This window comes from Vogesella indigofera, from assembly GCF_028548395.1.
GTDB classification, from domain to species: Bacteria; Pseudomonadota; Gammaproteobacteria; order Burkholderiales; family Chromobacteriaceae; genus Vogesella; species Vogesella indigofera_A.
In genome coordinates, this window is sequence record NZ_JAQQLA010000009.1 from 133,249 (window position 1) to 153,501 (window position 20,253).

Below are 20,253 nucleotides of genomic sequence, written 5' to 3' on the forward strand. Positions count from 1 at the left end.
CGGCCGGCTTACTGGCGTTCCCAGGTCTGGGTGCGGCCCAGCAGCGCCATGCCGATAAAGCCGCGCACTTCCAGCTTCTTGCCGGCCTCGGCCAGCTTGGCCTTGGCGCTGTACACCTTGCCGGATTTCGGGTCGAGGATCCTGCCGCCCTCCCAGCCGTCACCGCCTTTTTTCAGGCCGGTAAGGATGGTCATGCCGACCACCGGCTTGCCCTTCAGCGGGCCGTCGCACTTGTCGCAGACCGCGTCCGGATTGGCAAACAGCTTCACGATGCGGCCGGACAGCTCGCCGCCGGCGGTTTCGCTGATCTCCACCAGCGCCTTGGCCTGCTTGGTTTCGTCGTCGATGGTTTTCCAGGTGCCGCCAGCACCGGCGGCCAGTGCCAGTTGCGCGCTCGCGCCGATTGCCAGTACCGCTGCCCATTTTGCCGCGCTGTTCATGTTGTTTCTCCTCGTGTTGGCATGCGCCTGCCTACTGCCAAGTCATGGCACGTGGCGGGCGTCTGGCCGCGTGCGGATCGATGCGTCGCACTGCAGGCCAGCAGGAAAGCTAACAGTGGCCACCGATAGCGTCAACGAAAACGAAACGATCGTTTGATTGTGACATTCATCCTGCTCGTCGCGCCGGCAACCCGCCGCCGCGGCAAGCGTCACCGGCCTTGGCTGCGGCCACGCTTGCCCCTTGCCGTGCGCTGTCGCCTGCACACCACAACGCGTCGCTTACGGCAGTTGGAACTGGCCGCTGGCGATGGGCTGCACCTTGCCGCCGACCTGCACCGCGCCGGCGGCGTCGACGTCCAGATACAGCACATTCGGCCGCTGGATGGCCTCGCCCTGCTCGACGCGCCACGACAGCGGCGCCAGGCCGTTCAGCGCGCACCAGCCGCCGAGGTTGGCGCAGGCGCTGCCGGTGCCCGGATCCTCAATGACGGCCCCCTGCTGCTCGAAAAACAGCCGCACGGTGGCGACGTTGCCCGCCACATGCCACAGGTAGGCGATGCTGCGCCCGGGGCGCAGCGTGGCATGGCGCAGGAACAGCTCGGGCACCGGGCGCGCCGCCAGTACCGCCTCGCGGCTGGCCAGGCGGATCAGCAGCTGCTCGCTGCCGGCATTGACCCACATCGGTGCGGCGGCGATGTCGCTGGAGGCAAGGCCCAGCATCGCGGCGGCGTCCGCCGGCGCAAAGTTGGCCGCACGCTGGCTGGCCGGCACCGCGGTGAGGCGAAACACGCCGTCCTGCCAGTGGATAGGGATCAGCCCGGCGCGGGTGCGCAGCGTGAAGCGCTCGCCCAGACCGTGCAGCGCCTGCAGCACCGCGGCGCTGCCGATGGTGGGATGGCCGGCAAACGGCAGCTCATGGCCGGGGGTGAAGATGCGCAGACTGGCGGCCGCCTCTTCGTCTCCCGGCAGCAGGAACACCGTTTCCGACAGGTTGAACTGGCGCGCGATCAGCTGCATGTCGTCGTCCGACAGGCCGCTGGCATCGGTAAACACCGCCAGCGGATTGCCGCCGAAACGGCTCTCGGCAAACACGTTGACGATCTGGTAGGCATAACTGCGGCTCATGGTGGCTCCTGTCTATGGCGGCGGCCGGCAAGGTTGGCCCAGCGCCGGGGGCGCGGGGGTGTAGCCGGCGCCCGGCAAAGCGCCCATTAGGCCACAGCCCGCGGCGCGGACAGAAGGCCGCCAGCGGAAACAGCGTGTTCCGCCGGCCGCGACAATGCCGCCGCATACTGGATACTGGATTTTTTCTGCAGGGGAAAATTTGTTACACTGCGCACCGCTACGCCGATGTGCCTGTTTTTCATGGCATTTCGCAATGCCCCCGAGGTGACGGGCTCCACCCCGCCACCGCAGCCTGGCCGCAAGCACTCGTCGCATGACAAAAAGAATCTGCCACCGTGCCGGCTGTTGTCCCCATAGCAACTCAACACATCTTGATTTAGGGAATTTATGCAGCAGAATCCTTCGATTATCAGCAGGATCATGAACGGCAGCATCGTGCTGCAGATCCTGATCGGCATGCTGGCCGGTATTGCGGTGGCCAGTTTCTCCCCCGACACCGCCAAGTCGCTGACCTTCCTCGGCAGCCTGTTCGTCAAAGGCCTGAAGGCGGTGGCACCGGTGCTGGTCTTCGTGCTGGTGGCCAGCGCGATCGCCAACAAGAAACAAGGCGTGCAGACCAATATGCGCCCGGTACTCACCCTGTACCTGCTGGGCACCTTCCTGGCCGCCGTTACCGGTGTGCTGGCCAGCTTTGTCTTCCCGACCCAGCTCACCCTGGTGGCTGCCGCCGGCGGTACGACGCCACCCAGCGGCATCGGCCAGGTACTGAACAACCTGGTGTTCCAGATCGTGGACAATCCGATCAACGCCATCGCCACCGGTAACTACATCGGCATCCTGACCTGGGCCGTGGCACTGGGCATGGCGCTGCATCACGCCAGCGACAGCACCAAGACCCTGCTGAACGAAGTGGCTGACGGTGTATCGCGCATCGTCGGCGTGATCATCCGCTTTGCCCCGATCGGCGTGTTCGGTCTGGTGGCAGAAGCCGTGGCCACCACCGGCCTGTCGTCGCTGCTGGGCTATAGCCAGCTGCTGCTGGTACTGGTCGGCGCCATGCTGTTCATCGCGCTGGTGGTCAACCCGCTGATCGTCGGCCTGACCCTGCGCCGCAACCCGTTCCCGCTGGTATTCACCTGCCTGCGCGAAAGCGGCGTCACCGCCTTCTTTACCCGCAGCTCGGCGGCCAACATCCCGGTCAACATGAACCTGTGCAAGAAGCTGGGGCTGAATGAAGACACCTACTCGGTGTCGATCCCGCTGGGCGCCACCATCAACATGGCCGGTGCCGCCATCACCATCTCGGTGCTGAGCCTGGCCGCGGTACACACCCTGGGCATCCATGTGGACGTGCCGACCGCGCTGCTGCTGTCGGTGGTGTCCACCGTCGCCGCCTGCGGTGCCTCCGGCGTGGCCGGTGGTTCGCTGCTGCTGATCCCAATGGCGTGCAGCCTGTTCGGCATCGGCAACGACATCGCGATGCAGGTCGTCGCCGTCGGCTTCATCATCGGCGTGGTGCAGGATTCCGCCGAAACCGCGCTCAACAGCTCCACCGACGTGCTGTTCACCGCTGCCGCCTGCATCGCAGCCGGTGACGTGACCGAAACAGAAGCCGCTCCGCAACTGGCACGCCAGAACGGCTAAGCGCTTCCGGATTGCAGCAAGGACAAAGCCCGCTCGGATGAGCGGGCTTTTTTGTGGCCGGAAGCGAGCCTGGCCGCACCGTCATGCTACGGCCTCTTGGACTTGACGATGCTCAGCACCGCCCTGCCGGCACAAACGGTCGAATCCGACCGCATTGGCACACCGCCGCGCCTGAGCGTCGCTGCTGTCGGCAAGAAAGAACCGTGCAGTGTCTTTTTATTGCGGCCAACCTTGGTCCGTCCTCAACGCGGCAGCGGCCGCTCCAGCAGCAACAGCCGCAGTACCAGCCCCAGCAGCACCGCCACCAGTGCCCAGCGCTGCCAGTATGCCGCGCGCGGATGGCGCGGCAGCAGACGCCCGAGCTGGCCGCTGCAGCTGCCCAGCACGCTGTTGAACAGTAGGGCCACCAGCGACAGCACCACGCCCAGCAGCGTCAGCTGCAGCACGATGTCGCCACGGCCGGCATCGACAAACTGCGGCAGGAACACCATGAAGAACAGCAGGGCCTTGGGGTTGAGCAGGCTGCCCAGCAGCGCCATGCGGAACACCCGCCCCAGCGGCACCCGCTCGTGCGCGCCGAAGCGGACGACGCCGGGCTGACGCCATGCCTGCCACGCCAGCCACAACAGGTACAGCGCACCGGCCAGCCGCAGCAGGTCGAACATCGGCGCCCACGCCGCCAGCAGCGCGGTGACACCGCTGGCGGTGAGCAGCGTCAGCACCAGATCGGCGGCGGCAATGCCCAGCGCCGCAGCCAGCCCGCCCCTTGGCCCCAGCGCCATGCCGTGCGACAGCACGAAGGCCATGTTCGGCCCCGGCGACAACATCAACACCAGCACCGCCAGCAGAAACAACGATAACGTCGACCCCGCCACCATGAGCCACCCTCCCCTTCGTCATTGATCACCGGCTCCACGCTAGCGCAACGCCGCTGGCGGCAACAGGCCGGTTTGGCAAAAAGAGAATTCTGCGCCGTGGCGGCGATAAGGCTTGCGGCCAACCTTGCGCTCAGCCGCGGGCCGCCGGTGACGTAGAAGAAAGCGCACCGCAGCTGGCACACCAGAACGGCTAAGCGTTTAGCGCCGCATCAAAACAAAAAGCCCGCTCCGATAAGCGGGCTTTTTTGCGTCCCATGTTTGCTGGCAGGCACCTGTTGACAGCTGCAAGCGCAAAACAACGGTCTCGACCAGCCAACAGTTCACTGCCATTTTTCCGGACAACAGCGCAGGCTGGGCACTAACAACGTATCAGCAACAACGGCCGGCTAGGGCTGATCCTTCTCTGTTTTCTTGCCACAATGAAAGCAGAATTTTGAAAATGCAATTTTCCGCGTGCCACAGCCTGCACATTTATCAAATATCTCGATGCCGCAATGCTGGCAGAAATTGTCATTCTCCTTAGCAATCGGACGCTCGCAACTTGGACAAATGCCTTTCACGATTCTGGTCTGCGCCAAATCATACTGGATGTCATTTTTCCGCTGAAAATCAGGCTGCTGCTCTAACTCACGCTGCTGCTCAAGGTATTTTTGCAGCGCGGCTATTGAATACTTGCCGACGGCCAATGTTACAACCACACCAACCGTATATCTGACATAGCCACCATAACTTGGCAAATAAGGCACCAACTCTACAAAGAAGGCAAACAGACTGAAAATGATGAAGCCCCAGACAAAGGGCCAGTATGATTTCTTGCGATGTTTCGCAAACAGGTAGCTGGCGGTGGCTAGCAGCGGCAAGACAAAGGCGAGTCGATAGGCAAAGATGCGCAGCTCTATCTGCTTGTAACTCTCTTCAAACCTGACCCTGGCTGCCTCCTGCAATGCCGCCATTTCGCGATTGATCCGGTCTTTTTCCTGCAGCGTATCGAGCTGTTGCTTTTGAATCGACTCAACGGCCAGCAAGGACTCGCGCTCGCGTATTTTCAGTCTCTCCAGCTTTGACGTGCGCGTCAGCAGATCCTGGTCCTGGCCTGCATTTTGGGTAGCATTTCTGGTCGTCACCCACGCCTCAAACGCCTGCCTGGCTGCCTGATAATCCGCACGCGCGGTTTGCAACTGCAGCTTTGCCTGATCCAGTTTGTCGGAGGCAATGATGACTTCCTGATCCAGCTTTTTGAGCTGCAGCGTTAATTTGGACTTCAGTGCCTTGTCGACAAAATCCTCCGTTGACAGCCTGCTTTCCACCTTGGGCAGGTCGCCAACAATGGTGCCGCCCAGACCAATCAGGAAATAGGCAAACAAAAAGGCAATCAGCCACAATCCGCGGTTAAACCATTTTTCGGACAGCCTTAGATGATTGGTCATGCTGCATTCCCCGGGATCAGGCTTGCTGTGATGAAGTGCCAGTTGCTGAGTCGCAATCAAACCGTCACTGCCTTACAAGCAACAGTGCTTGCTGCATCCATTCAAACTATGCATGCCACCGGCAGATGTCAATCAAGTGAAAACATTCCGGATGGCCATTCCCCAGCGCGGCGGCCATGAAAAAAGCGGCCCGCAGGCCGCTTTTTGTTCTACTTCCGGATTCCGGGCAATCACTCGTCCAGCACTACTAACGTGTCGGCTTACATCTGCCCGATCCGGTTGGCAACAGGATCACAGTTTGACCGGAGAAAGTGTTATGCGAGCCTGAACTTCGGCCGTTGCTGATTCAGTGGTGGTCGCCAGCAGAATCATGCCTTGCGTTGCCTTTGGCGCCGCAAATTGGAAACCGTATTGCCGGTACTGACCGCCATACCCCTCAGAGGTTTTATCGATGAGCTTTTTCACATCAATACCCGGACGTGCTATTTTTTGAGCCAGCTTTTCCACATTGGCATTGATTGTTTTAGCGTCGGCCCTTCTTGACCATACTGCGCAACTGTTAGTCGTTAACACCAGCAGGTAATTTCCCGCGGCCCCCCACACCTCACCGGACTGGCCCCGAAGAATCTTGCTTGAAAAATCAGGGTTCGCTCGTGTCATGTGGCTTGCTGCCCACTTGGATGAGTCAGCATTATTCCCATAATTTTTCGCGCAGGAATCGAGAAAGATACCCATGGCTACATCTGCATTTTCCGTGGCGCTTGAAGCCAGCGATGCAAACGATAACGATGACAAAATGACGGGGAGAATGATCTTTGTGAAGTTCATAACGATCTCAATGCTTGGATTTACACCGATACCGGTGCATCACTGACCTCTGTCTGTAAAGCAGCCATAATGCTGCTCATTTCCTATAGCGATCACTTCTGGAACAATATCTCTAAGGCGGCATACCATGACTGCACGCCACAACTTCACACCCGACATGCACTATCGCCATTGGCACAAAAGAGTACGAGCGACCCCCGATCATGTCAAAAAGATAATTCATTCCCGTTTGTGGTCTGGCACGAGCAGCCAGCCTCACGTCAGGCAATAAAAAAGCGGCCCGCAGGCCGCTTTGCATTCCACCAAATAACGGGGACTTACTCGCCCAGCACCATCACCGCGTCGGCTTCCACCTGCACGCCTTTAGGCAGGCTAGCAACGCCGATGGCGGCACGTGCCGGGAACGGCTGGCTCATGTACTGCGCCATGATCTCGTTGAAGGTGCCGAAGTTGGACAGATCGGTGAGGAAGGCATTCAGCTTCACGATCTGGTCCAGCGAGCCACCGGCGGCTTCGCATACGGCTTTCAGGTTCTTGAACATCTGGTGGGTTTCCGCAGCAAAGCCGCCTTCCACCACCGTCATGGTCACCGGGTCCAGCGGGATCTGGCCGGACAGGTACACGGTGTTGCCGGCCTTGACCGCTTGCGAGTAGGCGCCGATTGCCGCCGGGGCGTTGTCGGTGTGGATGATTTCCTTGGCCATCAATTTTCTCCTTCGTCGTGCAGGAACAGGGTTAACAGGTCGTTGAGGAAGCGCTGGCCCTTCAAGGTTGGCCGCAGATGGGTGAGATCCTGTTCGATCAGCCCGTCCGCCTGCGCTTGCCGCAATTGCGATTGGATACAGGATACCGGCAAACCGGTGCGTTCGCTAAACAGTCTGGTCTCGAAGCCGCCGGTCAGCCGCAGGGTATTCATCATGAACTCGAACGGCAGCTCCTTGCGGCCAACCTTGTGGCTGGTCTGCACCGGCTTGCCTTCGGCCACCGCCTGCAGATAGGCGGCCGGCTGCTTGTAGCGCATCTCGCGCACCACGCCCTCGTGCGAACTGATCTTGCCGTGCGCGCCGGCGCCGATGCCGACGTAGTCGCCGAACTGCCAGTAGTTGACGTTGTGGCGGGCAAAGCGGCCCGGCTTGCCGAAGGCGGAGGTCTCGTAGTGCACGTAACCGGCGCCTTCCAGCCGCGCCTCGATCGCCTCCTGCATGTCGGCGGAGATGTCGTCGTCCGGCAGGTTGGCCGGCAGCTGCACCGCGAACAGCGTGTTCGGCTCGATGGTGAGGTGGTAGGCGGAGATGTGCGTGACGCCAAAGGCGATGGCGGTGTCGATGTCGGCCAGTGCCTCTGCCTGCGTCTGGTTCGGCAGCGCGTACATCAGGTCGAGGTTCACATTATCGAAGTGCGTCAGCGCGATCTCCACCGCGCGGCGCGCCTCGTCACCGTCGTGGATACGGCCCAGCGCCTTGAGCTGCCGTGGATCGAAGCTCTGGATGCCGATCGACAGCCGGTTGATGCCGGCCGCGCGATAGCCGGCAAAACGCTCGTATTCGAAGGTGCCGGGGTTGGCCTCCATGGTGATCTCGGCGTCGGGGTGGATGCGCGCGCGCGCGCGCAAGCCGGCCAGCAGCGCGTCCATCGCCTCCGGCGAAAACAGGCTGGGGGTGCCGCCGCCCATGAAGATGGTGGTGATCGGCCGCCCCCAGATAGCCGGCAGGCTGTACTCGAAGTCGCGCAGCAGCGCCTCGACATAGGCCATCTCGTCGAAGCCGTCGCCGACGCGGCTGCGACCAACGTTGTCGGCGGCCTGAATTGCGATAGCGCCCGGCACCGGCTTGAACTCGTGCGAGTTGAAGTCGCAGTACGGGCACTTCTTCACGCACCACGGGAAGTGGATGTATAGCGACAGCGGCGGCAGCTCGCGCAAGCCGCCTTTCAGTGCAGACAGATCGACCACGCTCATGCCAGCTGCGCCTGCAGTTTCGCCAACAGCGCCTGCATCGCCTGGCCGCGGTGACTGATGCCGTTCTTCACCCCGGCCGGCAGATCGGCGACGGTACAGCCGTGGCTTGGCAGCCAGAAGTACGGGTCGTAGCCGAAGCCGCCGTTACCGGACGGCGTGTCCACCACCTCGCCGTACCAGGCGCCATCGACCACCAGCGGTTGCGGATCGTCGGCGTGGCGCACCAGCACCAGCACGCAGTAGTAATAGGCGCGGCGGTTGGCCTTGCCGTGCAGCTTTTCCACCAGCTTGGCGTTGTTGCGCTCGTCCGACTTCGGCTCGCCGGCAAAGCGCGCCGACAGCACGCCGGGCTTGCCGCCCAGCGCCTCGACGCAGATGCCGGAATCGTCGGCCAGCGCCGGCAGCCCGGTCATGTGGCTGGCGTGACGCGCCTTTTCCAGCGCGTTTTCGAGGAAGGTGTAGTGCGGCTCCGCGCACTCCGGCACGTTGAGGCGGCCCTGCGGAATCACCTCGATGCCCAGCGGCGCCAGCAGGGCGGCGAATTCTTTCAGCTTGCCGGCGTTGTTGCTGGCCAGCACCAGTTTTTCGATCATGCTTTGCTCCGACGGCGGGTAGCGCGGCCTAGCTTGCGGCCGCCAGCGCTACGCGCTTGAAAACCAAAAAGCCCGGCGAACCGGGCGTGGGGGTATCTGACGTATCTTAACAAGGAATACGGGCAAGGAATGCGTGACCGTTCAACCCTGCGTCGCCAGCAACGCGCGGATGAACAGGCTCTCGTCGGCACCGTGCAGCTCCTTGCTGTCGGACAGCATGCGCCGCCATTGCCGCGCGCCCTTCTGCCCCTGGAACAGCCCCAGCACGTGGCGCGCGATGTGGCGCACGTTGCTGCCGTCCTGCAGTCGCGCCGCGACATAGGGCAGCAGCGCCTCCACCACCTTGCCGCGCGACAGCGGGCGACTGTCGGCGCCGTAGAACAGCGCGTCCCACTCCGCCATCAGGTAGGGATTGTGATAGGCCTCGCGGCCCACCATCACGCCATCGACGTGCTGCAGGTGTTCGCTGATCTCGGCGTTGCTCTTGATGCCGCCGTTGATCAGTATCTCCAGATCCGGCCGCTCCTGCTTCAGGCGATACACGTACTCGTACTTCAGCGGCGGAATCTCGCGGTTTTCCTTGGGGCTCAGGCCCTTCAAGATGGCGTTGCGCGCATGCACGATGAAGGTGTGGCAGCCGGCGTCGGCGACCACGTCGACAAAGGCGCGCATCGCATCGTAGCTGTCGATGTCGTTGATGCCGATGCGGTGCTTGACGGTGATGTCGATGTCGACCGCGTCGCGCATCGCCTTCACGCAGTCGGCCACCAGTTGCGGCTCGGCCATCAGGCAGGCGCCGAAGGCGCCCTTCTGCACCCGCTCCGACGGACAGCCGACGTTGAGGTTGACCTCGTCGTAGCCCCACTCTGCGGCCAACCTGGCGCACTGCGCCAGCTCCTGCGGCTCGGAGCCGCCCAGCTGCAGCGCGATCGGGTGTTCGGCGTCGTGGTAGCGCAGATGGCGCGGCACATCACCGTGCAGCAGCGCACCGGTGGTCACCATCTCGGTGTACAGCCAGGTATTCTTGGTTATCAGGCGCGCGAAATAGCGGTAGTGGCGATCGGTCCAGTCCAGCATCGGGGCCACGGACAGGCGGCGCGATGGCAGGATCGCGCTAGTGCGTTCCGGGTGGGTGCCCGGCAAATCTTGAGGGTTCATGTAGACAGCTTGGCTCGCTTTCTCCGTGGCCGGCAGCAAACGGCACCGGAACAACGGTGCGGCGAGACCGGGGCGGTGATAAGCGTATGAAAAGGATCGGAATTATCCCCGCCCCGGCAAGGTATGGTCAAGCAAGTCGCGGTGCGGAGGGCAAGGCGCCGTGACCGGCCGGCCCGACTACCCGCCACTTGCCGTTGGCGCCCCACGAGGGGGATACTCGCGTTTTTGCGCAGGAATGTCCGATGAGCTGCAAAGTGCTGTTTGCCGAAGACGACGCCGAACTGGCCACGCTGATCCAGACCTTTCTGGCCCGTCACGACTTCGAGGTGATCATCGTCAGTCATGGTGACGAGGTGGCGGCGGCGATCGCGCGCGAGCAGCCGGACCTGCTGCTGCTCGACGTGCTGCTGCCCGGCAAGGACGGCTTGACGCTGTGCCGCGAGCTGCGGCCAACCTTTGCCGCACCGATCGTGATGTTCACCTCGCTGGACAGCGACCTGAACCAGATCATGGGGCTGGAGCTGGGCGCCAACGACTACATCCTCAAGACCACGCCGCCGCCGGTGCTGGCCGCGCGACTCAATGCCCAGCTGCGCCAGTACCGCAGCCTGCCGCAGGCGGCACCGGCGGCGCCCGCCCAGCAGCTTCGTCTGGGCGGCCTGCATCTTGACGCCCGCAGCCGCGACGTCAGCCTCGACGGGCAGCGCATCGTGCTGTCCACCACCGACTTTGACCTGCTGTGGCAGCTGGCCAGCCACGCCGGCGAGGTGCAGGATCGCGACACCCTGCTGCAGCTGATGCGCGGCCTTAGCTATGACGGTTTTGACCGCAGCATCGATATCGCCATCTCGCGACTGCGCAAGAAGCTGGGTGACGATCCGGTGGCGCCGGTGCGGATCAAGACCATCCGCAACAAGGGTTATCTGCTGTCACCCTCCGGTTGGTAAGTCGTCATGCGCCGCCTGTTCATCCAGTTTTACCTGTTGCTGATTATCTGTTTCAGCGTTGGCGCCTTGCTGGTCGGCCTGGTGTACCGAGAAGTCGCCGACACCACCGGCACCCGCCTGCTGACCGACCTGCTGCGCACCACGCTGGCGCTGATCGAGTCCGAGCTGCGCACCGTACCGCAGCCGCAGTGGCCACAGGCACTGGCGGCGCTGGATCATGATCTCGGTTTCCAGCTGCGGCTGACCCGGCTGGAGACGCTGCAGATTGACGCCGAGGCGATGCACGCGCTGCGCAGCGGCGAGATCATCATGCAGGAAGACGAGACCACCTACCTGCAGCGTCTGGATCGCACCCCCTATGTGCTGATTGCCGGACCGATGCCGTATCTGGTGTTCCTACAGCAACTGCGCTGGGTCGACATTGCCCTGCTCGGCCTGATCGGCGTGCTGCTGGCGCTGCCGGTGTTCCTGTGGATGCGGCCGCACTGGCGTGAGCTGCAACAACTGGAGCGCAGCGCGCGCGCACTGGCCGACGGCCAATTCGATGTCCGTGTCGCGCTGCCACCGCAATCCGGCCTGCAACCGCTGGCGCAGGGCTTCAATCACATGGCGGACAGCGTGCAACTGCTGCTGGACAGCAAGCAGACCCTGCTCAATGCCGTAGCCCACGAGTTGCGCACCCCGCTGGCGCGGCTGCGCTACCGACTGGTGCTGCGCGACGGCAGCAATGCCGCCGCCACCGATGCCGGCGTCGAGCGCGACCTGGGCGACATCGGCGCACTGATCGACGAGTTGCTGCTGCACGCGCAACTGGCGCGCCCCGACCTCGCGCTGCAGCAGCAGACCTTTGCCGCGCAGCCCTGGCTGGCGGCCCATCTGCACGAGGCCCCGGCGCTGCAGCAGCACGCCTCGTGGGGCGAGCTGGAGGTCGGCGCCCCACAGCTGAGCGCGGACCCGGCCTTGCTGGGGCGGGCGCTGGACAATCTGCTGAACAACGCCGCTCGCTACGCACGACAGCACATCCGACTGAGCTTTGCCGTAGCGGATGGCTGGCAGTATCTGCGCGTGGCCGATGATGGCCCCGGCATCCCGCCGGAACAGCGGGTACGGGTGCTGGAGCCCTTCGTGCAGCTGGAGGGCGGCGCGGCACGCAGCAAGGGTCAGCTCGGCCTCGGGCTGGCCATCGTCAGCCAGATCATGCAGGCGCATGGCGGTCGCGTCAGCATCGAGGACAGCCCGTGGCAGGGGGCGCAAGTGAGTCTGTGCTGGCCGTTACAAAGCGTTACACATGACAACAATTGCCAACAGACGCCAGTCAGTCCCGGGTCGTAGCATGTGTCCATGCCGTCGCGTTGGCGGCAACTCCTGAAGCCTCGATAACGTTCAAAGGATTGATCATGAAAAAACTGACTCTGGTAGTAAGTGGCCTGGCATTCGCCGTTGCAGCTTCCGCAGGCTTTGCCGCCGATGCCAAAAAGCCGGTTATTGCCGCTTCCGCGCCTGCCGCCGTTGCACCAGCTGCGAAAAAAGCACCGGCAAAAGTTGAGCACAAGATCGTTAAAGCCAAAAAGACCGCTGCTAAAAAAGTGGTTAAGCCAGCTGAAACCAAACCAGCTCAGTAAGCTGTCAGCGCGATACCGCCCCGCGTCAGCGCGGGCGACGGCATCAAGCAAAACAGGGTTGGCCGCATGCGGCCAACCCTGTTTGTTCATGGCGCCATTGTTTTATCGTCCGTTACTCCGCCAGCGCCTCGCGCTGCAGTAACACCAGTTCGGCGATACCCTTCTCCGCCAGTTGCAGCAAGGCGTTCATTTCTTCGCGGCTGAACGGTACGCCTTCCGCGGTGCCCTGCACCTCGACAAAGTGGCCGTCACCGGTCATCACCACGTTCATGTCGGTTTCGCAGCCGGAGTCTTCCTCGTAGTCGAGATCCAGCAGCGGCACGCCGTCGACGATACCGACCGAAATCGCCGCCACGTGCTGGCGCAGCGGGTTTTCGCTGAGCTTGCCGGCGGCCAGCAGGCCGTTGATGGCATCGGCCAGCGCGATGTAGGCACCGGTGATGCTGGCGGTGCGGGTGCCGCCGTCAGCCTGGATCACGTCGCAGTCGATCTGGATCTGGCGCTCGCCAAGCTTGGTCAGGTCCACCACCGCGCGCAGGCTGCGCCCGATCAGGCGCTGGATTTCCTGGGTGCGACCGGATTGCTTGCCGCTGGCCGCTTCGCGGCGCATGCGGCTGTGGGTCGAGCGCGGCAGCATGCCGTATTCGGCGGTGACCCAGCCCTGGCCCTTGCCCTTCAGGAAGCCGGGCACCGTTTCGTCAATGCTGGCGGTGCAGATCACCTTGGTGTCGCCGAACTCGATCAGCACCGATCCTTCGGCGTGGCGGGTGTAGTTGCGGGTAATGCGGACGCTGCGCAGCGCGTCGGCAAGTCGTTGGGATGAACGCATGGCGCGAGGCTCTTGTCAGGGATAATGCGGGATTCTACCCGATCGCCCTGCCATGCGCGGCGGCTTGCCGCTCAGTGCGGCTGCCGGGGCAACAGTTCGGCGGCCAGCTCATGCTCCATCAGCAGACCGGGGATGGCGTCATCGGGCAGGAAACCGGCCAGCGTGTGGCTGTCGATGAAGCCGCTGCGACCGTCCAGCACCGCATCCGCCGGCAGCAGGGTGAAGGCCACCGCCGACAGGTTGTCACCGCGCTCGCCGCCGCGTTTTTCCGCCACCGCCATCAGCGCCGGCAGCACCGCCGGCGCCACCCGCCCGTTGAACACGCGCGCCAACTCCGGGTCAGGCACCACGCTCCACAGCCCGTCGCTGCACAGCAGCACGCTGCAGCCGGCCTGCAGCGGCAGCGGATGGAGAACGCTGACTTCCGGCTCGCCCATCGCACCCAGGCAGTTGTAGATGCGGTTGCGCGCCGGGTGCACCGCGGCCTCGGCCTCGCTCAGCTGGCCGCTGTCGATCAGGCGCTGTACGTGGGAATGGTCGCGGCTGCGGAAACGCACCGCGCCCTGCTCCAGCAGATACAGCCGCGAATCGCCGACGTAGGCGCAGTACACGGTATCGTCCTGCACGATGGCCACCACCACCGTGGTGCTGGGGATCTCGCGCAGGTGGTGGGCGATCGCGTGGTCGATGATGGCCTGGTGCGCCTCGCCCAGCGCCCAGCGCAGGAAGTCGCCCGGCTGCAGCAGCCGCGGGGTGGCCTGGCAGCGGAACTGCTGCACCAGCACCTCGGTGGCGATCCGCGCCGCCACTTCGCCGTCGATATGGCCGCCCATGCCGTCGGCCACCACCAGCAGCACGCACTCGCTGGAGCAGGTCACCGCCAGGCGGTCTTCGTTATTGCCGCGTCCGCCGATGCGGGAATCGACTGCCAGCGCAAACTTCATCGCTTTTTCCCCGTCAGCCAGGCGCCGGCCTTCTGCCATAGCGAGGGCAGCGGCGTGACATAGTCAGTGGCCAGCAGGCGCTGCTGCATCTGCTCCAGACTGTCCGGCCGCCGCTGTGGCTCCAGCTGCAGACAGGCATCGACCAGCGCCAGCAATTGCGGCGAATAGTGGCGGGCAAAGCGCTGGCTGGCCGGTTGCAGCGTATCGGCCTGCTGCCGCTCGTCCGCCGACGGCAGGCGGCCACCGCCCAGCATCGCGTACAGGCTGGCGCCGAGACCGTAGATATCGGTCCACGGCCCGAGCTTGGCCTTGGCGTCGTACTGTTCCGGTGCGGCATAGCCCGGTGTGAACATCGCGGTCAGCGCCTGCCCCGGTCGCCGCAGCGCCTGGCGCGCGGCACCGAAATCAAGCAGCACCGGCGAGCCGTTGCGGCGCAGGTAGATGTTGGCCGGCTTGATGTCGAGGTGCAGCAGCTGCTGCTGGTGCACCTCGCGCAGGCCGCCGATCAGCTCGGCAAACAACTTGCGCAGCCGCGCCTCCGGCAGGCTGCCGGCAGCCAGCGTCAGTTCCTTGCTCAGCGGCCGGCCCTCGGTGTACTCCATCACCATGTATACCGTGTTATTGGCCCGGAAGAAGTTCACCACCCGCACGATATTGGGATGCTGGATGCCGGCCAGCACCCGCGCCTCTTCGAAGAAGCACTTCAGGCCGACACGGAACGCCTCGCGGTCCAGCTCGTCGATGATGGTGACCTCACCGCCAGGCTGGCGGCTGGTCATGTCCAGCGGCAGGTATTCCTTGATCGCAAACTTGCGGTCGTAGTGATCCAGCGCCAGGTAGACCTGACTGAAACCGCCGGAGCTGAGCTCGCGGACGATGGTGTAGTCATCCAGCCGGAAGCCGGCGGGCAGTGCGCTTTGCTTGGATTGCGTCATGTGCATTGTTATAGTGTAGCGGCCCCTGAATCGGAACCCTAGCTATTCGGGGCATGTCTTCCTGAAAACCATGACAGCCGGAGCTCCCATGATCCTGAGTATGACAGGCTTTGCCTCCGCCACCCGTGACTTCCCGGGCGGCCTATTATCCATTGAACTACGCGCGGTGAACCACCGTTACCTCGACGTGCAGATGCGGCTACCGGAAGAGCTGCGCGTGATCGAGGCGCAACTGCGCGAGCTGATCGCCGGCCGCGTCACCCGCGGCAAGGTGGAATGCCGCGTCGGCATCAGCCAGAACGACAACGACAACCAGCAGCTGGAACTGAACCCGGACATGGTGCAGCGCCTGCTGGCGATCAGCAACCAGGTCAAGACCATCGCGCCGCAAATGCGCGAGCTGGGCATGGGCGAGCTGCTGCGCTGGCCGGGGGTGCTGAAATCCAATTCGCTGCCGCCGGAAGTGCTGCAACAGCTGTGCCTCGACGGCCTGAAGGTGGTGCTGGAAGACTTCCGCGCCACCCGCGGTCGCGAAGGCGAAAAACTGGCGCAGGTGCTGCGCGACCGGCTGGAATCGATGGCGCAGATCATCAGCGACATCAAGCCACGCCTGCCGCTGATCCTGGATGCCTATCGTGCCAAGCTGTCGGCACGGCTACAGGAGGCGCTGGGCAATGTCGACGACGACCGCATCAAGCAGGAGTTCGCCCTGTTCGCGCAGAAGATCGACGTTGACGAGGAGCTGGAGCGCCTGAGCACGCACCTCTCCGAAATCCGTCGCATCCTGAAAACCGGCGGCCAGGTCGGCAAGCGGCTGGACTTCCTGATGCAGGAACTCAACCGCGAAGCCAACACCCTCGGCTCCAAGTCGGTCGCCACCGAAACCACGCAGGCCTCGGTGGAGCTGAAGGTGCTGATCGAGCAGATGCGCGAGCAGATTCAGAACGTCGAGTAAGCATTAGTCACCGAGACGCAGACGCCATTGCGGCCAACCTTGCAACAAGGTTGGCCGCATTTTTTTCAGCACGGCTCAGTCATTGTCCTGCCAGATCAGGCGCGCGATGGCGGAAGAGTCCAGCTCGCCCTCGCCATTGGCCACCAGCTGGTCGATCAGGCCAGCGACACGCGCGGCCTCCGGCAGCTTGATGCCCAGCGACGCCGCGGTGTCCAGCACGATGCCCATGTCCTTCTGGTGCAGCTTGGCCTTGAAACCCGGCGCGTAGTTGTCGTCGATCATGCGCTGGCCGTGCACATCCAGCACCCGGCTGCTGGCAAAGCCGCCCAGCAGCGCCTCGCGCACCGGCGCCGGGTCCACGCCGCAAGCCTTGGCCAGCTTCATCACTTCCGCCACCGCCGCCACGCCGACGCCGACCGCGATCTGGTTGCAGGCCTTGGCCACCTGGCCTGCCCCGCTGTCGCCGATATGGGTAATGGTCTTGCCCATCGCCTGCAGCACCGGCCGCGCGGTGGCCAGCGCCGCCGCCTTGCCGCCGACCATGATTGTCAGCGTGCCGTTGATGGCGCCGACTTCACCGCCGGACACCGGGCAATCGAGGAAGTCGATGCCGCTGGCGGCCAGCTTGGCGGCGATCTCGCGGGCGCCGATCGGCGAAATGGTGCTCATGTCGACGCACACCAGCCCCGGCCGCGCACCGTGCACCACGCCGTGCTCGCCCAATAGCACCGCCTCGACGTCGGCGGTATCGGAAACATTGGTCACCAGCACCTCGACGTTGGCCGCCAGTGCCTGCGGGCTGTCCGCCCAGTGCGCGCCCTGCGCCAGCAGCGGCTCGGCGCTTTCGCGCCGCCGTGCCCAGACCCAGACTTCATGTCCGGCCTTGAGCAGGTTTTCCACACACGGGCGCCCCATGATCCCCAGACCGATATACGCAACTTTCATCATGTTCCTAAGCAGAGAAATCCAAGCCGGCCACTCGCCGGCTCAGGATGGAGGCGGCTGGCGCTGTGCCAGCCACTGTTCGAAATTCATGTCCTTGCCGGTGGCCTGGTGTTCGAGGAAATACAGGAAGGCGAGGATTTCGGCCACCGCGCGATACAGCTCCGGCGGGATGTGGCTGTCCATGTCTACCTGCATCAGCAGGTTGACCAGCTCCGGCGAGTCGTGCACGAAAACACCGGCTTCCTTCGCCTGCTCGATGATACGCTCGGCCATGCGGCCATAGCCCTTGGCCACCACTTTTGGCGCCGCGCTGTCCTCGCTGTAGCGCAGCGCGACCGCAGAACGGCGATGCTCAGGCTTCATCGTCGGCCTCGTGCTTGACCAGCAGGCTGGCCAGTGCCAGACCGGCCCCCTCCAGCGCCGAGCCCAGCCGGCTGCGATACTGTTCGATCAGCAGTGCGGTCTGCCCATCATCGGCATCGAACACCACCTGCACCTGCTTGCCCACCATGCGCAGCCGTGCCCCGACGCCACCCAGTGCCGGCAGTTCCAGATTCAGTCGCGTTTGCCACACCGGCAGTTCCAGCTCGCCATCCGCTTCGCGCTCGGCGACTTCCTCGCGCTGGATTTCCCAGTCCACCGCCTGTCCCGGCCACGCCTGCCCCTGGAACACCAGCACTTTCTGCTCGTGCACTTCCAGCTGCTTCTGCACCAGCTGCCCCAGTTCCGGCGACAGCCCGGCCCGGCCCTCGTGCAGCAGCTTGGCTTGCGGCTCCAGCTTCAGCTCTTCCAGCGACAGGCGGCCATCGACCCATGCCCGCTGGTGCGACTCGTAGAAGACGCCGCTTTTTTCCACCGACTGCCGTAGCTGCTCGCCAGCACCCGGCGCCGCCGGGTCGGTCAGCAGGGTCAGGCTGCCACGTGCCGCCGACTGTGTTGAGGCCGCATCCAGCAAACCGTTCAGATAGCGGCCGGCCGAGGTAAAGGCGACCGGTACCGACTTTTCGTCCGGCAGTGCATTGAGGCGTAACAGGTCGAACTGCAGCAGCGGCATGGTCGCGCCTACCCGCAACAGCATCGGCTCCCTGGTCAGCAGACCGTCCGCCGGTGCCTTCAGGTTAAACACCGCATTCTTGATCAGCACCATCGCGCTGCCGTCCGCCAAACGCTCCGCCAGCCGGCCGGTGACCACCTCGCCACGGGCGAGATCGGGCAGCCGCCCCGGCTGCGACAGGGTTTGCAGCGCGGTACTGTTGTCGTCCTGCAGTGCAGCCGACACCGCCCGCGCCAGCTCGCTGCTGCGCAGCGCCGTCGCCGGGTCCTGCAGCACGTCCAGCAGATTGAACGACAGCGGCGGCCCGGTGGTCACGCGCAGCGACAGCGCATTGCCATCGGCGGTCATGCCCTTGGGCAGACTTAGCACGAAGGCCTCACCCTTGATGGTGGCGGCCAACTTGCCATCCGGCAGGCGTTCGGTGATGTGGGCGGTGACGGTCTCGCCGGACTGCAATGCCGGCAAGCGTGCGGGCGAGGAGGCAACCTCGACCGGGCTGCGCGTCGTCTCGCGGCCGGGGCGATTGGCAACAATCGTCGACGCTTCGGCCGCACCGGTCGACTGTTTGCCCGGTGCCAGAATCGGGGGCAGGGAAATCATGAAGTGGGGCTATTGCGGTACAGCGACAGAATCAGCTCGGCCTCGCTGCGGGAAATGCCGCAGCGCTCGGCAACATCGGCGCTGCCCAGGCCACGCTTGAACATTTCTACCGCCTGATTGTAGGGGCTGATGCCCTCGCTGCTGGCGGCCGGCAACTGCTGGCGCGGCTCGTGTTCGAGCACTTTCTGTTGTGCCATCAGCGCAATGTCCTGGATATTGCGCTGTGCGGCCGCCAACTGCTTCTGCAGCTGCTCATGGCTGACCGCCTCGACCGCGCGCTCGGATTCGATGCGCAACAGCCGTTGCCACAGATAGAAGATTGCAACGGCCTGCGCGATCATCAGGCCAATCAGCAACACCAGATAAATGGTCATGATCACGACTCCGGTAACACGGACACTCCCTCTGGCTCAGGTAAAGAGCGAATGTCCTCAAGCTTGTTGATGCTGGCAGGGTAACGATCACAAGCGATGCCGGCCTGCCCTCAGTCATCCAGGAACACGGTGCGGCACGGCAACACTGCTTTTACTATGGCACGCAATCGGCAGGATAACAGCGTCGTTTGCAGCTTGGCCGCAACGGCAAAAGCCCCGCTCCACACCGTAAAACGGTGCCGGCTAGAGGCTGTCTTTATAGGTAGAAAGCAGGTTTTGCCGCGTTTTCAGCAGCGCCAGTTCCGGTTGCAACTGGCCTTTGCTGGCGGTGACCTGCTGGGTCAGGGCTTGCAGCAAACGCTGCGCGCTGAGCAGTTCGGCCAACACCCCGTCATGCGCTGCGGCAGGTAGCGCCGACAATGGCGACAGTGTTGCCTGTGCCGCCACCAGTTGCTCCGCGAGCATTACCGCCCGCTCCCAGTCCTGGGACTCGACCGCGGCTGACAGCACTTGCGCCAGCGACAGCCAGGCGCGCCAGTCTTCCGCCAGCTCAGGCTGCGCCATACACTTTTCCTGCGTCACCCGGCGCACTGCCCTGCGCGTTGGCCGGCACCCCGATCTGTACCCAAGCATCGCGGATTTCATTCAACAGTGCACACACCTGGTCTAGCAACGCGGGGTCGTTATTGATGTTGGCCTGGAACAACTGGCGGGTGCAGTATTCGTAAAGCTGGTCAAGGTTGCTGGCAATGTCGCCGCCTTTTTCGTGATCGAGCGCCAGGCGCAGTCCTTCGTCCACGATCGAGATCGCCTTGCCGATCAGCATGCCTTTGTCAGCAACTTGCCCGGCTTCCATCGCGATCTTTGCGCGCCGGATCGCCTGCAGCGCACCATCCAGCAACATGAGCACCAGTTTATGAGGGGTCGCTACCAATACCTCGGTCTCAAGTGCGGAGCGACCGTAAGCGGCCTGCATATGCCTAGAAAGTGCCATGATG

At 63.7% G+C, this 20,253-nt stretch carries 23 protein-coding genes; 5 read left to right on the forward strand and 18 right to left on the reverse strand.

Features of this window, described 5'->3' with window-relative positions:
* Window positions 1-8 precede the first annotated feature (8 nt).
* Together PQU89_RS14235 and PQU89_RS14240 are read right to left on the reverse strand one after the other, a co-directional pair.
* A complete protein-coding gene (locus PQU89_RS14235) occupies window positions 9-440 on the reverse strand; it encodes a DUF2147 domain-containing protein (RefSeq protein WP_272766391.1) in 432 nt (143 codons plus the stop codon).
* 279 nt (window positions 441-719) lie between these two features.
* Complete coding sequence (locus tag PQU89_RS14240) at window positions 720-1,565, reverse strand: PhzF family phenazine biosynthesis protein (protein ID WP_272766392.1); 846 nt, start codon at window positions 1,563-1,565, stop codon at window positions 720-722.
* 387 nt (window positions 1,566-1,952) lie between these two features.
* Between PQU89_RS14240 and sstT the strand changes: the two genes are divergently transcribed.
* Window positions 1,953-3,209 (forward strand): serine/threonine transporter SstT, encoded by a 1,257-nt coding sequence (gene sstT / locus PQU89_RS14245; RefSeq protein WP_272766393.1) that lies wholly within the window; start codon window positions 1,953-1,955, stop codon window positions 3,207-3,209.
* Window positions 3,210-3,451: 242 nt separating this feature from the next.
* On the opposite strand, the gene PQU89_RS14250 is transcribed toward sstT, so the two are convergent.
* The 7 genes from PQU89_RS14250 to dusA all read right to left on the reverse strand — a co-directional run bounded on the left by PQU89_RS14250 (window position 3,452) and on the right by dusA (window position 10,050).
* A complete protein-coding gene (locus PQU89_RS14250; protein WP_272766394.1) occupies window positions 3,452-4,087 on the reverse strand; it encodes a LysE family translocator in 636 nt (211 codons plus the stop codon).
* Window positions 4,088-4,473: 386 nt separating this feature from the next.
* Window positions 4,474-5,514: a double zinc ribbon domain-containing protein gene (locus PQU89_RS14255; RefSeq protein WP_272766395.1), complete on the reverse strand. Its 1,041-nt coding sequence runs from the start codon at window positions 5,512-5,514 to the stop codon at window positions 4,474-4,476.
* A 291-nt stretch (window positions 5,515-5,805) separates the two neighbouring features.
* Complete coding sequence (locus PQU89_RS14260; RefSeq protein WP_272766396.1) at window positions 5,806-6,342, reverse strand: NMCC_0638 family (lipo)protein; 537 nt, start codon at window positions 6,340-6,342, stop codon at window positions 5,806-5,808.
* Between the two features lie 317 nt (window positions 6,343-6,659).
* Window positions 6,660-7,046: a deaminase RidA gene (gene ridA, locus PQU89_RS14265; protein ID WP_255909098.1), complete on the reverse strand. Its 387-nt coding sequence runs from the start codon at window positions 7,044-7,046 to the stop codon at window positions 6,660-6,662.
* Window positions 7,046-8,299 carry a radical SAM family heme chaperone HemW gene (hemW, locus tag PQU89_RS14270; protein ID WP_272766397.1) on the reverse strand — a complete coding sequence of 418 codons (1,254 nt, stop codon included), beginning with the start codon at window positions 8,297-8,299 and terminating at the stop codon, window positions 7,046-7,048. Before hemW ends, ridA begins: the two co-directional genes overlap by 1 nt.
* Entirely contained in the window at window positions 8,296-8,892 is a 597-nt protein-coding gene (gene rdgB / locus PQU89_RS14275) for an RdgB/HAM1 family non-canonical purine NTP pyrophosphatase (protein ID WP_272766398.1), read from the reverse strand. The genes hemW and rdgB overlap by 4 nt, the downstream gene beginning before the upstream one ends.
* Before the next feature lie 141 nt (window positions 8,893-9,033).
* On the reverse strand, window positions 9,034-10,050 hold the full coding sequence (gene dusA, locus PQU89_RS14280; protein WP_272766399.1) for a tRNA dihydrouridine(20/20a) synthase DusA: 1,017 nt from the start codon (window positions 10,048-10,050) through the stop codon (window positions 9,034-9,036).
* Between the two features lie 242 nt (window positions 10,051-10,292).
* On the opposite strand from dusA, the gene rstA reads away from it, so the two are divergent.
* From rstA to PQU89_RS14295, 3 genes are all read left to right on the forward strand, one after another.
* The gene (gene rstA, locus PQU89_RS14285; RefSeq protein ID WP_272766400.1) at window positions 10,293-10,997 is read left to right on the forward strand and encodes a two-component system response regulator RstA; all 705 of its coding nucleotides are present in this window, start codon (window positions 10,293-10,295) and stop codon (window positions 10,995-10,997) included.
* Window positions 10,998-11,003: 6 nt separating this feature from the next.
* Entirely contained in the window at window positions 11,004-12,329 is a 1,326-nt protein-coding gene (rstB, locus tag PQU89_RS14290; protein WP_272766401.1) for a two-component system sensor histidine kinase RstB, read from the forward strand.
* A 65-nt stretch (window positions 12,330-12,394) separates the two neighbouring features.
* Window positions 12,395-12,619 (forward strand): hypothetical protein, encoded by a 225-nt coding sequence (locus PQU89_RS14295; protein WP_272766402.1) that lies wholly within the window; start codon window positions 12,395-12,397, stop codon window positions 12,617-12,619.
* Between the two features lie 112 nt (window positions 12,620-12,731).
* Here the strand turns inward: PQU89_RS14295 and rph are convergent, their stop codons facing one another.
* The 3 genes from rph to PQU89_RS14310 form a co-directional block, all read right to left on the reverse strand.
* Window positions 12,732-13,448, reverse strand: coding sequence for a ribonuclease PH (rph, locus tag PQU89_RS14300; protein ID WP_272766403.1), 717 nt, complete (start codon window positions 13,446-13,448; stop codon window positions 12,732-12,734).
* A 71-nt stretch (window positions 13,449-13,519) separates the two neighbouring features.
* On the reverse strand, window positions 13,520-14,392 hold the full coding sequence (locus PQU89_RS14305; RefSeq protein WP_272766404.1) for a PP2C family protein-serine/threonine phosphatase: 873 nt from the start codon (window positions 14,390-14,392) through the stop codon (window positions 13,520-13,522).
* A complete protein-coding gene (locus PQU89_RS14310) occupies window positions 14,389-15,327 on the reverse strand; it encodes a serine/threonine-protein kinase (protein WP_272766405.1) in 939 nt (312 codons plus the stop codon). Before PQU89_RS14310 ends, PQU89_RS14305 begins: the two co-directional genes overlap by 4 nt.
* An 88-nt stretch (window positions 15,328-15,415) precedes the next feature.
* On the opposite strand from PQU89_RS14310, the gene PQU89_RS14315 reads away from it, so the two are divergent.
* Window positions 15,416-16,282, forward strand: coding sequence for a YicC/YloC family endoribonuclease (locus PQU89_RS14315; protein ID WP_272766406.1), 867 nt, complete (start codon window positions 15,416-15,418; stop codon window positions 16,280-16,282).
* Between the two features lie 75 nt (window positions 16,283-16,357).
* Here PQU89_RS14315 and PQU89_RS14320 read toward each other — a convergent pair whose 3' ends face one another.
* From PQU89_RS14320 to fliS, 6 genes are all read right to left on the reverse strand, one after another.
* Entirely contained in the window at window positions 16,358-17,230 is an 873-nt protein-coding gene (locus tag PQU89_RS14320; protein ID WP_272766407.1) for an NAD(P)-dependent oxidoreductase, read from the reverse strand.
* Between the two features lie 39 nt (window positions 17,231-17,269).
* Window positions 17,270-17,590, reverse strand: coding sequence for an EscU/YscU/HrcU family type III secretion system export apparatus switch protein (locus PQU89_RS14325; RefSeq protein ID WP_272756652.1), 321 nt, complete (start codon window positions 17,588-17,590; stop codon window positions 17,270-17,272).
* Window positions 17,580-18,881 carry a flagellar hook-length control protein FliK gene (fliK, locus tag PQU89_RS14330; protein ID WP_272766408.1) on the reverse strand — a complete coding sequence of 434 codons (1,302 nt, stop codon included), beginning with the start codon at window positions 18,879-18,881 and terminating at the stop codon, window positions 17,580-17,582. The genes PQU89_RS14325 and fliK overlap by 11 nt, the downstream gene beginning before the upstream one ends.
* Window positions 18,878-19,255, reverse strand: a complete 378-nt coding sequence (locus PQU89_RS14335; protein ID WP_272766409.1) for a DUF2802 domain-containing protein — start codon at window positions 19,253-19,255, stop codon at window positions 18,878-18,880. The genes fliK and PQU89_RS14335 overlap by 4 nt, the downstream gene beginning before the upstream one ends.
* 243 nt (window positions 19,256-19,498) lie before the next feature.
* Window positions 19,499-19,819: a hypothetical protein gene (locus PQU89_RS14340; protein WP_272766410.1), complete on the reverse strand. Its 321-nt coding sequence runs from the start codon at window positions 19,817-19,819 to the stop codon at window positions 19,499-19,501.
* Window positions 19,806-20,249, reverse strand: a complete 444-nt coding sequence (gene fliS, locus PQU89_RS14345; RefSeq protein WP_047968302.1) for a flagellar export chaperone FliS — start codon at window positions 20,247-20,249, stop codon at window positions 19,806-19,808. Before fliS ends, PQU89_RS14340 begins: the two co-directional genes overlap by 14 nt.
* Window positions 20,250-20,253 lie beyond the last annotated feature (4 nt).

Bases quoted from the DNA above. Each gene is read 5' to 3' on its own strand.
- PQU89_RS14235 (WP_272766391.1), bottom strand. From the start codon at position 440: ATGAACAGCGCGGCAAAATGGGCAGCGGTACTGGCAATCGGCGCGAGC.
- PQU89_RS14240 (WP_272766392.1), bottom strand. From the start codon at position 1,565: ATGAGCCGCAGTTATGCCTACCAGATCGTCAACGTGTTTGCCGAGAGC.
- sstT (WP_272766393.1), top strand. From the start codon at position 1,953: ATGCAGCAGAATCCTTCGATTATCAGCAGGATCATGAACGGCAGCATC.
- PQU89_RS14250 (WP_272766394.1), bottom strand. From the start codon at position 4,087: ATGGTGGCGGGGTCGACGTTATCGTTGTTTCTGCTGGCGGTGCTGGTG.
- PQU89_RS14255 (WP_272766395.1), bottom strand. From the start codon at position 5,514: ATGACCAATCATCTAAGGCTGTCCGAAAAATGGTTTAACCGCGGATTG.
- PQU89_RS14260 (WP_272766396.1), bottom strand. From the start codon at position 6,342: ATGAACTTCACAAAGATCATTCTCCCCGTCATTTTGTCATCGTTATCG.
- ridA (WP_255909098.1), bottom strand. From the start codon at position 7,046: ATGGCCAAGGAAATCATCCACACCGACAACGCCCCGGCGGCAATCGGC.
- hemW (WP_272766397.1), bottom strand. From the start codon at position 8,299: ATGAGCGTGGTCGATCTGTCTGCACTGAAAGGCGGCTTGCGCGAGCTG.
- rdgB (WP_272766398.1), bottom strand. From the start codon at position 8,892: ATGATCGAAAAACTGGTGCTGGCCAGCAACAACGCCGGCAAGCTGAAA.
- dusA (WP_272766399.1), bottom strand. From the start codon at position 10,050: ATGAACCCTCAAGATTTGCCGGGCACCCACCCGGAACGCACTAGCGCG.
- rstA (WP_272766400.1), top strand. From the start codon at position 10,293: ATGAGCTGCAAAGTGCTGTTTGCCGAAGACGACGCCGAACTGGCCACG.
- rstB (WP_272766401.1), top strand. From the start codon at position 11,004: ATGCGCCGCCTGTTCATCCAGTTTTACCTGTTGCTGATTATCTGTTTC.
- PQU89_RS14295 (WP_272766402.1), top strand. From the start codon at position 12,395: ATGAAAAAACTGACTCTGGTAGTAAGTGGCCTGGCATTCGCCGTTGCA.
- rph (WP_272766403.1), bottom strand. From the start codon at position 13,448: ATGCGTTCATCCCAACGACTTGCCGACGCGCTGCGCAGCGTCCGCATT.
- PQU89_RS14305 (WP_272766404.1), bottom strand. From the start codon at position 14,392: ATGAAGTTTGCGCTGGCAGTCGATTCCCGCATCGGCGGACGCGGCAAT.
- PQU89_RS14310 (WP_272766405.1), bottom strand. From the start codon at position 15,327: ATGACGCAATCCAAGCAAAGCGCACTGCCCGCCGGCTTCCGGCTGGAT.
- PQU89_RS14315 (WP_272766406.1), top strand. From the start codon at position 15,416: ATGATCCTGAGTATGACAGGCTTTGCCTCCGCCACCCGTGACTTCCCG.
- PQU89_RS14320 (WP_272766407.1), bottom strand. From the start codon at position 17,230: ATGATGAAAGTTGCGTATATCGGTCTGGGGATCATGGGGCGCCCGTGT.
- PQU89_RS14325 (WP_272756652.1), bottom strand. From the start codon at position 17,590: ATGAAGCCTGAGCATCGCCGTTCTGCGGTCGCGCTGCGCTACAGCGAG.
- fliK (WP_272766408.1), bottom strand. From the start codon at position 18,881: ATGATTTCCCTGCCCCCGATTCTGGCACCGGGCAAACAGTCGACCGGT.
- PQU89_RS14335 (WP_272766409.1), bottom strand. From the start codon at position 19,255: ATGACCATTTATCTGGTGTTGCTGATTGGCCTGATGATCGCGCAGGCC.
- PQU89_RS14340 (WP_272766410.1), bottom strand. From the start codon at position 19,819: ATGGCGCAGCCTGAGCTGGCGGAAGACTGGCGCGCCTGGCTGTCGCTG.
- fliS (WP_047968302.1), bottom strand. From the start codon at position 20,249: ATGGCACTTTCTAGGCATATGCAGGCCGCTTACGGTCGCTCCGCACTT.